This window comes from Streptomyces sp. NPDC111744, assembly GCF_055634995.1.
In genome coordinates this window covers 45,979-58,622 of sequence record NZ_JBVKCG010000013.1, presented here as the reverse complement: position 1 = coordinate 58,622, position 12,644 = coordinate 45,979, and the positions used below count along the sequence as shown (strand labels likewise).

General features: G+C 71.1%; 11 protein-coding genes and 1 pseudogene. 3 read left to right on the top strand and 9 right to left on the bottom strand.

Annotated elements, in window-relative coordinates; genetic code table 11:
• Nucleotides 1–147 precede the first annotated feature (147 nt).
• Nucleotides 148–1,038 carry an SDR family oxidoreductase gene (locus ACZ7OO_RS26655; RefSeq protein WP_471508372.1) on the top strand — a complete coding sequence of 297 codons (891 nt, stop codon included), beginning with the start codon at nt 148–150 and terminating at the stop codon, nt 1,036–1,038.
• A gap of 92 nt (nt 1,039–1,130) precedes the next feature.
• On the opposite strand, the gene ACZ7OO_RS26650 is transcribed toward ACZ7OO_RS26655, so the two are convergent.
• On the bottom strand, nt 1,131–2,837 hold the full coding sequence (locus tag ACZ7OO_RS26650) for a cholesterol oxidase substrate-binding domain-containing protein (RefSeq protein ID WP_471508370.1): 1,707 nt from the start codon (nt 2,835–2,837) through the stop codon (nt 1,131–1,133).
• A gap of 137 nt (nt 2,838–2,974) precedes the next feature.
• Between ACZ7OO_RS26650 and ACZ7OO_RS26645 the strand changes: the two genes are divergently transcribed.
• A complete protein-coding gene (locus tag ACZ7OO_RS26645; protein ID WP_471508368.1) occupies nt 2,975–3,958 on the top strand; it encodes an aldo/keto reductase in 984 nt (327 codons plus the stop codon).
• An 84-nt stretch (nt 3,959–4,042) separates the two neighbouring features.
• A complete protein-coding gene (locus ACZ7OO_RS26640) occupies nt 4,043–4,528 on the top strand; it encodes a DUF6328 family protein (RefSeq protein WP_471508366.1) in 486 nt (161 codons plus the stop codon).
• Between the two features lie 23 nt (nt 4,529–4,551).
• Here ACZ7OO_RS26640 and ACZ7OO_RS26635 read toward each other — a convergent pair.
• The 8 genes and pseudogenes from ACZ7OO_RS26635 to ACZ7OO_RS26600 all read right to left on the bottom strand — a co-directional run.
• Nucleotides 4,552–4,695, bottom strand: a pseudogene (locus ACZ7OO_RS26635) (DUF2238 domain-containing protein); the annotation flags it as partial.
• A 209-nt stretch (nt 4,696–4,904) separates the two neighbouring features.
• Complete coding sequence (locus ACZ7OO_RS26630; RefSeq protein ID WP_471508648.1) at nt 4,905–5,330, bottom strand: SsgA family sporulation/cell division regulator; 426 nt, start codon at nt 5,328–5,330, stop codon at nt 4,905–4,907.
• A 62-nt stretch (nt 5,331–5,392) separates the two neighbouring features.
• The gene (locus ACZ7OO_RS26625; RefSeq protein WP_471508364.1) at nt 5,393–6,445 is read right to left on the bottom strand and encodes a hypothetical protein; all 1,053 of its coding nucleotides are present in this window, start codon (nt 6,443–6,445) and stop codon (nt 5,393–5,395) included.
• Nucleotides 6,446–6,536: 91 nt separating this feature from the next.
• Nucleotides 6,537–7,508 (bottom strand): LLM class F420-dependent oxidoreductase, encoded by a 972-nt coding sequence (locus ACZ7OO_RS26620; protein ID WP_471508362.1) that lies wholly within the window; start codon nt 7,506–7,508, stop codon nt 6,537–6,539.
• Between the two features lie 37 nt (nt 7,509–7,545).
• A complete protein-coding gene (locus ACZ7OO_RS26615) occupies nt 7,546–9,159 on the bottom strand; it encodes a serine/threonine protein kinase (protein ID WP_471508360.1) in 1,614 nt (537 codons plus the stop codon).
• A 199-nt stretch (nt 9,160–9,358) separates the two neighbouring features.
• Nucleotides 9,359–10,318, bottom strand: a complete 960-nt coding sequence (locus ACZ7OO_RS26610; RefSeq protein WP_471508358.1) for a threonine/serine dehydratase — start codon at nt 10,316–10,318, stop codon at nt 9,359–9,361.
• Between the two features lie 150 nt (nt 10,319–10,468).
• On the bottom strand, nt 10,469–11,146 hold the full coding sequence (locus ACZ7OO_RS26605; RefSeq protein ID WP_471508356.1) for an AIM24 family protein: 678 nt from the start codon (nt 11,144–11,146) through the stop codon (nt 10,469–10,471).
• A 56-nt stretch (nt 11,147–11,202) separates the two neighbouring features.
• Nucleotides 11,203–12,546, bottom strand: coding sequence for a CAP domain-containing protein (locus ACZ7OO_RS26600; RefSeq protein ID WP_471508355.1), 1,344 nt, complete (start codon nt 12,544–12,546; stop codon nt 11,203–11,205).
• Nucleotides 12,547–12,644: the final 98 nt, after the last annotated feature.

Below are 12,644 nucleotides of genomic sequence, written 5' to 3'. Positions count from 1 at the left end.
CAGGGTAAGCCGTAGCGCCGCGACGACCTGCCCTGATGCCCAGAAGGCATGGCGCCATGAGAAACAGGCTTTGGACGCACACGGCCTGTCGGCCGAACGATGGAAGCACAACCCCCTTCATCGCCTTCATCGAAGGAGCACCCCACCATGCGGGTATTCGTCACCGGCGGCAGCGGCTTCATCGGCTCCGCGGCAGTCCCCGAACTCCTCGGCGCCGGACACCAGGTCCTCGCCCTCGCCCGCTCGGACAAGTCGGCCGAGGCCCTGAAGGCGGCGGGCGCGGAAGTGCACCGCGGCGGCCTCGACAACCCCGAGGACCTGGCACGCGCGGCGGCCGGGACCGACGGCGTGCTGCATCTGGCCTTCAACCACGAAGACTTCCCGGACGTGACACGTGCCGTGGAGACCGACCTGCGCGTGATCGAGGCGATCGGCGCCGCCCTGGAGGGCTCGGACCGGCCCTTCGTCGTCACCTCGGGAACCATGATGCTCGCCGCGGTCGACGGTGTGGCGACGGAGCAGGACATTCCGGCACCGCGCATCCACCGTGGCGCCTGCGACCTCGCCGCCCTCGCGCTGGCCGAGCGCGGCGTACGCAGCTCGGTGGTCCGCCTGGCCCCCACGGTGCACGGCCGTGGCGACCAGGGCTTCGTGCCGCAGCTGATCGACGTCGCCCGCCGGACGGGCGTCGCCGCGTACGTCGGCGAGGGCACCAACCGCTGGCCGGCCGTACACCGCCTGGACGCGGCCCACCTGTACCGCCTGGCACTGGAGTCGGCCCCGGCGGGCACGGCCCTGCACGGAGCGGCCGACCAGGGAGTCCCCTTCAAGGACATCGCCACGGCGATCAGCAAGGGCCTCGACGTCCCCCTGAAGAGCATCGCGCCCACAGAGGCGGAAGCGCACTTCGGCTGGCTGGGCGCGGTGGCGGCGATCGACAACGCGACATCGAGCGAGAGGACCCGGAAGCTTCTGGGCTGGGAGCCGGAACAGCCGGGTCTGATCGCCGACTTGGAAGAGGGCCGCCACTACTTCTAGGAGAAGACCGGTACTTCTGGCGCCGGTTCGGGGAGCGCGCTCCTCAGGGACGCGGGGAACTGCGCGACCAGCCCCCGCCGGGCCCGCAGGCGTCAACGGCGCACAAGGACCCGATCCAGGAACCCGTTACTGAAGACACGGTGCGGGTCGAGGCGGTCGAGCGTCCCGACCGCCGAATCCCACACCGCGTTTTCGAAGGACCCCGGAACAGTCGTACCGAGCACCTCCTCGTCGCTCCACACATCGGACTCGGTATACGCCCACCCCTTGGACCACTCGACGCGCGTCCCCTCGTACCGCTCGAACAAGAACCGCTCCAACTCACGCAAGAACGCCTCCGCACAAGGCGTCCCCGGCAGCGTCAGCACATCCAGCCACACCGCCGTGTCCGCCACGCCCTTCGGCCGCACCGCGGAAAGCAACGGAACCTGGGCACCGGCCAGTTCGACATCCCCAGGCTCGTCCAGCCCCGTCACCCGAATCTCCACCGACCCGTTGACCGGGAACCGCCCCAACGCGGCGTACGCGGCGAGCCGTTCCCGGTAGAACGAAGTGAACTCGTGGACAACGCGCTGCACTTCTGCCCGCCGAGTCAGCACCGCGTACCCGTTCGCGTCGACCCGCAGCGTGGTCGGCCTCAGGTACAGCAGCGTGTTCTTCGACGCCCCCCAGATGTCCGAGGACAGCGTCGTCACCAACCCGAGCGCCGCCGCGTCCAGCTGCGCGTTGCCCAGCACCGGCGCCAGATACCAGGCCGTGTCGCCCACCATCCGCCCCACGAGGTCGGCGACCACTGTCGGCACGCTGTCGGAGAAGGGGTGGTTGTACGGTGACGTGACATGCCGCGAGGCGAGCGGCCTGCTCGGGGCGACGCTCCACTCCTTAAGCCACGGGTACTCGGTGAACGCGAACCAGATCGCCTCGATGCGCCCGGACCGCGTCAGGAAACCGTCGAGGGTGCGCCCGCCGGAACCGGGCGCGGCGAACAGTTCGCCGGCCGGGATGTCGGTCCGGCTGACACACCGCAGATTGCTGTCCGCCCCCACCCGCAGGACGACCTCGGTCACGAACGCGCGCCCCAGATGTGTGAGCAGGGCCGCACAGTCCGCCTCGTCGCGCCGAAAGGTCCGCAGGACATACGCTCCCGCGTTCCCGTCCCACACCACCGCCGTCAGCGACAGCACCAGATTGCTCAGCGAACCGTAGGTGTGCCCAGGCAGTCGCTTCTCGCCGTCGGCAGGTACGGCGGTGCCGTGCGCGTCGATCGCCAGCGCGCCGCCGAGCGTCAGATCGCCGGGCGCGGGCGTGGCCGTGAGTCCGAGACCGTGGCCCTCCAGGAAGGTGAGCAGCGCCTCCATGGTGACGCCGGTCCCGGCCCGTACCTCCGCCCCGGAGTCCAGGGAGAGCCCCGTGAGGTGCGTCCTGGTGTCGACGAGCAGCACCTTGTCGTCGGCGGCCGTCCCCTCGGTGACGGTCAGTGGTGACCAGCCGTGCGAGGAGCCACGCGCGCGTACCCGCCAGCCGTTGCGCCAGGCCCAGTCGACGACCGTGAGCACCTCGTCCGCGTCGGCCGGGGCGCAGGCCCACAGCCCGTCCGCGGTGATCTCGCCGACCCAGTTGCGGTACGCCGAGCGGTACAGCTCGACCGCCGCCGGGAAGCCGGGCAGTTCGGCGGCGGCCACGGCCGGGTCCGCCGCCAGCAGTACCGGTACGGCGGCCAGCGCGGCGGCGGACCGCAGGAAACCCCGACGGCTCCAGCCACCCCTGGCAGGGAAGTTGTTCGCTGAACAATCAGTCACGCCGACACGCTAGGGCCGGGTTGACGTCCCCCGATTTCTGTCGAACACAATCACCCGTGTGGGTGAAGGATTCACAGGTGGGCGGGGTCGAAGAGGCCCGTGACACCGTTGTCGGTGGCGGGTGACAGACTGGCCCCATGGACGAACGCGTAATCGACAGGTCGCAACAGCGGGCATCGGTCGTCGGCCTCGGCACCTGGCAGCTCGGCGCCGACTGGGGCGATGTGGACGACAAGGAGGCCCTGGCCGTTCTGGAGGCCGCTGCCGAGTCGGGGGTGACCTTCTTCGACACCGCCGACGTGTACGGCGACGGGCGCAGCGAGCAGACCATCGCCGGCTTCCTGCGCGGCAGGCCGGACCTGCATGTGCTGGTGGCCACCAAGATGGGCCGCCGGGTCGACCAGATCCCGGAGAACTACGTCCTGGACAACTTCCGCGTGTGGAACGACCGGTCCCGCCGCAACCTCGGCGTGGACCGTCTGGACCTGGTGCAGCTGCACTGCCCGCCGACCCCGGTCTACTCCTCCGACGAGGTGTTCGACGCCCTCGACACCCTGGTCGAGGAGGAGCGCATCGCGGCCTACGGCGTCAGCGTCGAGACCTGCGCGGAGGCGCTCACCGCGATCGCCCGCCCGGGCGTGGCCAGTGTGCAGATCATCCTCAACCCGTTCCGCATGAAGCCGCTGCGCGAGGTCCTCCCGGCCGCCCGCGAGGCCGGCGTCGGCATCATCGCGCGCGTACCGCTCGCCTCCGGTCTGCTGTCCGGCAAGTACACCAAGGACACCGTCTTCGCGGCCGACGACCACCGCACCTTCAACCGGCACGGAGAGGCCTTCGACCAGGGCGAGACCTTCTCCGGTGTCGACTACACCACGGGCGTCGAGGCCGCCGCCGAGTTCGCCGCGCTCGTCCCCGAGGGGTACACCCCGGCTCAGCTCGCCCTGCGCTGGATCGTCGAACAGCCGGGCGTGACCACGGTGATCCCGGGCGCCAGGAACGCCGAGCAGGCCCGCGCCAACGCGGCCGCCGGCAAGCTCCCGGAACTGCCCGCGGAGACGCTCACCGCCATCCGCGAGCTCTACGACCGCCGCATCAAGGACCAGGTGGAGAACCGCTGGTAGCACCCGCCGGGCCAGGGCCGCCACCACGGTGCCGCCCCCGGCCCGGCCCGTTTGAACGACGGGTCCGACGGTTACACGGACCCCATGACGAGCCAGGAGACGAGGAGAGGACGCGACGAGACGGAGGAGGAGCGCGCCGACCGGATGTGGGGTGAACTCATCCAGGAGGTGCGTGTCGCCCAGACCGGTGTGCAGATCCTCTTCGGCTTCCTGCTCACCGTGGTCTTCCAGCAGAAGTACGCCGGGCTGCCCGACGTGGACAAGACGATCTACATCGTGACCGTCTTCCTGGGCGCCTCGGCGACGGGCGCTCTCATCGGCCCGGTGTCCCTGCACCGCCTGCTCGCCGGCCGCAAGGTGAAGCCGGAGGCGGTGCGGCTGGCTTCCAAACTCACCCAGATCGGCCTGTTCCTGCTGCTCGCCACCATGGCCTCCTCCCTGGTGCTGATCCTGCGGGTCGCCACCAGTGGCAGCCATGTGACCTGGTTCGTCGGGGTCGTCGTCGCCTGGTACCTGGTGTGCTGGTACGGCCTGCCGCTGTGGGCCCGGCGCCGTCACACCACCCGCTGAGCCGCCTTCAGGGCTCGCGGCTGCCGATCGTGCAGGCGGCTGAGCAGCAGTAGTGACACCGTCGCCCCGATGAGCGCGCAGAACATGTCCCACTGGGTGTCCCAGACATCGCCCTGCGTGCCGAGGAAGGTGTCCGCACCGTGCCCGCCGATCTCGGCAGCCAGCCATCCCGGGCACCCCACGCCGACACGGCCGTGCCGGCCACCACCACACCGGTGAGCAGGGCGGGCGGGATCCGGCGTGGCACACGGTGCGGAACGGGGCGCGGGGCGGGGTGCACTGCCGTCATGGCGGACTCCTCGTCGTGGGAGCCCCATCGTGGCCGCGCGCCCGGAAGCAGACATGAGTACGGCTACTCAGCCTGTCAGGCGGTTACTCAGCCGGTGGCGAGGATCTCCGCCAGTACGTCGTCCACGCGGACCTCCTCCCGCCCGGGCGGCACGGCCATGTAGGTGTCGCCCAGGAAGGAGGCCAGCGCGGGCGCCCAGGCGAACACGACCGCGTGATGCCGGCCGCCGCCGGGCAGGGGGTCGCCGAGGAAATCCATGCGCACTTCCCTCCAGCGTCCCTGCCGTACGGGACGCAGGCGGACGTCCCCGACCCCGACCGGCTCCCTGAGAGCGTCGTTCAGCATCTCCCGGTCCAGCCGCCACCTGGCGAGCACCCGGCCGTCCAGGGTGAACATCGCGGTGACGGCGAACGGGTCCGAGGTGTCGTACGACAGGTGGGCGAGGACGGGACAGCGGGCCGTTCCGTCCGCGCGGAGCTGTACCACCAGGGTCCTGTGCACGATGGGGTTCACGCGAGAGCCCTCCGAGACGATCGACTTGGTGCCCTCTAGTACCCCTCTCACATGAAAAACGCTCAATCGTGAGCGGAATCCATGGCGGAATCGCCCTTCGTGCCGCGCAGCGCGGCCAGGCAGGAGCCGATGGCCTGCTGGAGTTCCTCCAGGCGCTGGACCATGTCGTCCTCGTAGAAGTCCTGGGCGTCGTCGAAGGTCAGCTCCTCGAACGCCTTGGTCGCCTTCTGCAGGCTGCTGTAGAACTTGGTGCGCTTCTCCTGGACGCGGAGTTCGGGGTCCGCCTCGACCGTCTCGACGACGAGGTTCTTCATGGTGTCGTAGGCCTCGGTCGCCCACTCTCCGGTGTCCTCGTCCTCGTCCAGCTCGTCGAGGAGCGACAGATGGCGCTCGGCCTCCTGACGCAGTCCGACAGGTGCGTCGACCGTCTGCCCGGCCGGTGTCCTGATCTGGCCGGTCTCGGCGATCTGGCGGACGTAACCGATGCGGTCGGCCGAGCGGCTCTCGGTGGCGACGGCCTTCTTCAGGTCGGCCATGCGGACCACGTCGCGGGCCAGCACCGTCTGCAGGTCGGGGTCCTCCTTGATGCGGTCGAGCAACGCGGAGCGGGCCGCGCGGGCGGTGGAGGGGTCGGCGAGGATGGCGGCCCGCAGCGCGGTGGGGTTCTCGGCCACTTCGAGGGCCTTGGTGGGCCGGATGCCCTCGGCCTCGGCGGCCTCGGTGATGGCGGTGCCGCGCTCGGACGTGGCGCTGTTGCGGGAGACGTAGTAGTCCAGCCACACCTCGGAGTCCGGGAGTTCGACCTCCTGGCCCGGGGCGAGAGCCTCGAAGTGCGGGACGACTCCGTCGTCGGCCGCCCTGTCCCACGCCTTGTAGTAGCGCATCACCCGCTCCGGGGAACAGCCGGCCAGCTCCGCGAACTCCTTCGCCGACACCTTCGGCGTCTCGTCCGCGCCCTGCCCTCCGGGCCGCACACTGCGGGCCACCATCAGCCCGAACGTCCACCCTCCGGTGCGTACGTAGGCGCCGAACTCCCGGGCGTCCCGCGCCACGAGGTCGGACAGGGGAGCGGGGGACGCGCTGGACGTCTCGGACGGGTCGATCGCTAGGGTCACGGAGGACGCTCCTGAAGGCTGCCGAACTGCATACGTACCGACGGGCAGCCTATATCGACCCATTGGCCGGGGTTTGCCGCACGGTCGAAGATCAGCCGAGCGCGTCGCGCAGCGCCGGCAGCAGCGTCTTGCGGGACCAGTCCAGGAAGTCCGGCTGCGACTCGCCGCCGATCTGCACCAGGGCGATCTCCCCGAACCCGGCCTCGGCGTACGGCCGTACGGCCTCGACGAAGTCGTCCGGGTCGTCCCCGCACGGGATGGAGGCGGCCACGTCGTCCCGGGTGACGAACTGGGTCGCGGACTCGAAGGAGTCCGGGTGCGGCAGCTCGGAATTCACCTTCCAGCCGCTGCCGAACCAGCGGAACTGGGCGTGTGCGCGCTTCACCGCCGTGTCGCGGTCGGGGTCCCAGCACACCGGCAGCTGGCCGACCCGGGGCTTGCCCGACCCGCCGTGCCGGTCGAAGGCCTCCAGGAGGGACGCCTTGGGCTCGGTGGCGATGGCCAGGTCGGCGAGGTGCCCGGCGAGCTTGCAGGACTGTTCGCCGGAGACCGCGATGCCGATCGGCGGCGGCTCGTCCGGCAGGTCCCACAGGCGGGCCGACTCCACGTCGTAGTGCGGGCCCCGATGGTTGACGTGGCCGCCCGCGAACAGCGCCCTGATGATCTCGACTGCCTCCTGGAGCATCTCGTGCCGTACGTCCACCGACGGCCAGCCGCCGCCCACCACGTGCTCGTTGAGATTCTCTCCCGAGCCGAGGCCCAGCCTGAAGCGGCCCCCGGACAGCAGTTGCATGGTCGCCGCTTTCTGGGCCACGACCGCCGGGTGGTAGCGGAACGTCGGGCAGGTCACATAGGTCATCAGCGGGATCCGCGTGGTGGCCTGGGCGGCGGCGCCGAGCACGCTCCACGCGTACGGGGAGTGACCTTGTGAGCGCAGCCACGGAAAGTAGTGGTCCGAGGTCACCGAGAAGTCGAAACCCGCCTCCTCCGCCCGCACCACATGGTCCACGAGATCACGCGGACCGGCCTGTTCGGTCATCATCGTGTATCCGATTAGCACCATAGCGTCCGAGTCCCCCGACGGGGACGGGGGAAACGGCTCAGCTCGCCGGCCCCCGGAACGTGGCCAGGAACGTCTTCAGCGCCAGCGTGTTCGCGGCGTCGTCCCAGGCGGCGGCGGGTGCCGTGACGCGCAGCGAGAAGCTGCGGCCGCCGCCGAGCAGGAAGCCGCGGCCGAAGGTGCGCACCTGCTCGGCGCCCGTGCCGGAGAGCCACTCCAGGTCGGCCGCCTTGTACCCCTGGTAGGTGGTCGCCCTGATCTCGCCGATCCGTCGGTAACCGTCCAGCCGCTCCAGCTGCGGCTCCACGTCGTCCCGCCAGACCGCGACCGGGTCCGGGCCGGCCTGGGTGCTGTAGGTGACGGCCAGGGTACGCAGGTCCCCGCCGCCCGGGCCGAAGGTGACGCGGTAGGCGAGATCGTCGACCCGGGAGGTGTCGATGCGCTTCCAGCCCTGCGGGAGTGCCACGGAGAAGCCCTCCGGGGCGGTGTAGCGGTGGTACCCGGCCGGGAGGGCACCGGCCGTGGCCGACGGGGAGGGCGACTGGGCGGGCGACGGCGATGTCTTCGGGGAAGAGGGAGACGGGGAGGCGGTGGGCGCGTTGCCGTCCGTGCGGTTGCCCGGCTCGGTGGCCGTCGCGGAGGCGCTCGGCACCGAGCCGGCCGAGGAGCCGCCGCCCGGGAGCCCCTGGGTGGCGGCGAGCACCGCGACCGACACGGTCACCACGGCCAGCGCGGTCCCTCCGATCATGGTGGTCCTGCTCCAGCCCGAGGCCCGCGCCGCCACATAGGCACCGCGCAGCCGGGGCACGGGGGCGGGCTGCCCGATGGCGTCGGGGTCCTCGGCCAGGACACGTGTCAGTGCCTGATGGACCACCGGCCTGCTCAGGCGTTCACGGGAGTTCTTGCGCAGCAGCCCCTGCACGGTCTGGGTCAGCGGCCCGGCCCGCAGCGGGGTGCGCAGCGGCAGCCGGTCCACGCCCTTCAGGGTGGCTTCGGCCCGGCCACGGTCCCGGAACGGCGGCCGTCCCTCGACCATCGTGTAGAGGATCGCGCCCAGCGCCCACAGATCTGCGGCCGGGCCGAGGCGCTCGTCCCTGGCCTGCTCCGGTGAGGCGTACGACGGGGCGCTGACCCGGGGGGCCAGGGTCGCGCCCGCCAGCCCGAAGCCGGTGATCACGACCGGGCCCTTGTCACGGACGAAGATCTGGCCGGGGCTGAGCTCGCCGTGCGTATAGCCCTCGCCGTGCGCGGCGTCCAGCACGTCGAGCACCTCGAGGCCGATCCGGGCGGTCCGCGCGAAGTCGAACGTGGCCTGCTGGAGGAGGAGTTCGGTGAGCGGCGTGCCGTCGATCAGCTCCGTGACCGTCCACAGCGCGCCCGCCTCCTCGAAGGCGTCGATCACCATGGCGACCCGGCCGGGCCGCAGCGCCCCCATGACCTCGGACGTACGCAGGATGCGGGAGGTGGTCCGGCGTACGACGTCCTCGGTGAGGGCGTCGGGGAGCACGATCTGGGTCACCAGGCGCGGTCGCTCGGCCCGCACGTCCTCCGCGTACCAGCTGATGCGGTTCGGCTCGCGGTCGGCGACCTCGAGGAGCCGGTACCTTCCGGCGACCAACTGCTGTGCGGAGACATGCGCCTTGACCATCGTCATCCCTCGCTGGAACCCCTGCCTCGTCTTGACCAGAGGTACGCGGGGGACGCCCGGGTTTGTTCAAAGAATCTGCAACTCCGGGCCCGTTCTTGCCTTTTATTCAAACGCCCGCACCCATCTGGGACTTGCGGACAACGGCCTATGGCCGGGCCCCCACCTGCGGGTAACCGACGGTAAAAGCCCGACTCCGGTCCGCTGGTCAGCCCAGCCCGAAGCGCTCGGTCCACTCGGCGATTTCCCGGTGTGTCACATTGCCCCCGCACACCACGAGCCCGATCCGCGCTCCGTCACCGACCCGCTCCAGCACCTGGCGGGCCGCGGGCAGCAGACATCCGGCGGCCGGCTCGGTCCACACCTTCGCGTGCTCGGCGAACTCCAGACTGCCCCGCACGGCCTCCCGGTCCGGCACCACCACAACCTCCTCCACCAGCGCCGACACATGGTCGTACGTCAGCCGGGACACGGACGGCGCGCTCAGCGTCGTCACGATCGAGGACACCGTGACCGGCAGCGGCCCGTCCTCCTTGAGCGCCTCGGACATGGCCTGCGCGCCCTCCGTCTCCACCCCCCACACCCGCACGCCCGGGCGCCGTGCGCGCAGAGCCGCCGCGACACCGGCGATCAGGCCTCCGCCGCCGATACTGACGATCACATCGGTGACGTCGTCCGCGTCCTCGGCCAACTCCAGGCCCACCGTGCCCTGTCCGGCGATCACGACCGGGTCGTCGAACGGGTGGACCAGGGTGAGCCCCTCGTCCCGCAGCCGCGTCACCAGCTCGAACGCCGTGCCCATGCCGTCGGTCAGCCGCACCGAGGCCCCGGCGGCCTCGACCAGCTCGATCGAGCGGGCGGGCGCCGTACGCGGCATCACCACCGTGGCCTTCACATGGAGGGCCGCCGCCATCACCGCGAGGGCGATGCCGTGATTGCCGCCGCTGACGGCCACCACGCCCGCCGCCCGCTCGGCCTCGCTCAGCGACAGCAGCTTGGCCGTGGCGCCGCGCGCCTTGAACGAACCGGTGCGTTGGAGGAGTTCGAGCTTCGTGATGACCGGGGCGCCGAGCAGTTCCGACAGGCCCGGGCTGGGCACGGTGGGGGTCCGTACGACGTGTCCGGCGATGAGCTGTGCTGCGGCTTCGATGTCCGAGATGCGGATCAAGGCGGTGCACCCTTCAGGCGCGGCGATGTGGTGTGTACTGTGCACCGAAATTCTGCCCTGGCCACAGGGGCCAGGGCCTCGCTGTCGTACATCAGGACGGCGGCACGGCCGCCGGGGTCGGCCGCGTGGTGTGGATCACCGCGCGGGATGTCAGTGCTGCTGTGCCTTCTGCGGGGTCACCTCGCTCGGCCGCACCACGACGTAGCCCTCGCCCTGGAGCATCAGCTGGACCGCTTCCCCCGAACCACCGCGCAGCATCGACCCGATGGACTGCGAGCGGTGCAGCGAGGTCTGCAGCTGTGCGGTCCAGCCCACCACCGCGTCCGTGTCGACGTACACCGGCGCCTGCGGCGAGACCGGGATGACCAGCGGGTTGCCGTCGCAGATCAGCCCCAGTCTGCCCTGTCCGGTGAACACGCTGTTGAACAGACCGCCGCCGGCGATGCCGGACCCCTTCACGGTCTTGATCTCGTACGACAGCGAGGCGTCGAAACACAGGACGTTGCGGCCGTTGACCGTGAACTGGTCGCCGGGCTCGACCTCGACGATGAAACAGTTCTGTGCCTCGTGCGCGAACCAGGCCTCGCCCTGGCCCTGTACGGACATCAGGGGCAGGCCCTCGCCGGTGACCGCGCGCTTGAGCATCCCGCCCACGCCCTGGCCCTTGCGCTCGAACTTCAGATTGCCGCGGTGCACGATCATCGCGCCCTGGCGGGCGTACATCTCACCGTTCACGGTGTACTTGATGCACTTGGCGTTCTCGATCGTCATGCCCGGCTCGACGGCGGGCCCTACCATGTGCTGACTGGAAAAGAGATCACCCTTCATGGCAGGCATGGTGTCCCGGACGGACGCGTTCCGCCAAGATCACCGACCGTATCGGTTCAGGCACCGAACAACTGCGTCCAGTACGTGCCCGCCCGGCCGCCGCCCGCGAAGCCGATGCCGATGTGGGTGAAGTCCGGTTTGAGGATGTTGGCCCGGTGTCCGGGGCTGTTCATCCAGCCGTCCACCACCTCGGCGGCCGAGCGCTGGCCGCAGGCGATGTTCTCGCCGATGGTGCGCCGCCGGGAGCCCGCGGCGGCCGCCCGGTCCCAGGGCTGGGTCCCCTCGGGGGAGGTGTGTGAGTAGAAGTCCCGGGTCGCCATGTCCATGCTGTACGCCTGAGCGGCCGTCGCCAGCTGTGGATCCACCGCGAGCGGTCGCAGCCCGGCCCGGGCGCGCTCCCGGTTGGTGAGGTCGACGACCTCGGCGTGGGTGCGGGTCAGTTCGGACGGGGTGAGGGGTCTGGCCCACAGCGCGGTCCAGTAGGTGTCCCCGTCCCCGGGGCCATGGACGTGGGCCAGGCCGGCGTGGGTGAAGGCCGGGTCGAGCAGGGTGCGCCGGGCGCCCTCGGTGCGCAGGCAGTAGTCGACGAACTCGACCGGGGTGCGCGGGCCGGAGACGAGATGCTCGCCGACCGTGACATACGCGAATCCGGTGCGGCTGATCCGCTGGTGGAGGGAGATGCCGTCCTGGCTCTCGGTGGCGAGGCGGCCGGCGTCGGCCATCGTGGTGGCGTGGGCGAGGGCGGCGGAGGTGAGCCGGGCGTCAGGGGCCACCGGTGGCCGGCCGGCCTGGGCGCGGGCGGAGTTGACCAGACCCAGCAGGCCGTCCGGGTCCGGGAGCGCGGCCGCCGAGGGCCGGGGCGGCGCGGTCGCCGTGCGCTGGGTGGGGATCGTGGCGCGCAGCCCGGGCGCCGGCTGCCGGTCCTCGACGACATCGACCCCGAAGTCCCGGGCCAGCCCCGCCAGTCCGTCCGAGTACCCCTGCCCGACCGCGCGCAGCTTCCAGCCGGTGTCCCGGCGGTATATCTCGGCCAGCAGCAGGAGGGTCTCCGTCTGCGGACGCGGCGGGGCGAACCGCGCCAGCGTCCGGCCCAGGCGGTCGGTGACATGCAGCGTCGACGTGGGCAGCCGGCCGAGCGGGGTGCCCGGCTCGGCGGCGGTGACCGTGAGGGTGACGCGCTGGGCGCCGGTTCGCAGCCGGGCGGGCTCCACGGTCAGCGTGTCGCCGCGCAGCCGGACGCCGGGTGCGTCCGGCTGGTTGTAGAAGACGAAGTCGGTGTCGCCGCCGACCTTGCCGCTCTCGTCGGTGATCAGCGCGGAGACGTCGAAGGGACCGGGCACCCGCAGCGTCAGCGCGCCGTCCGGAAGGGGCAGATTGCCCCCGGGGACCAGCTCGCTCATCGCGCCGCCTCTGCGAGGTCAGGGGCCGAACGTCGCGCCCGGTGGGGGAGTCGCCGGTAGAACGTCCGGCCCGGGCGCGAGGTTCCCTCGGCGAGGTG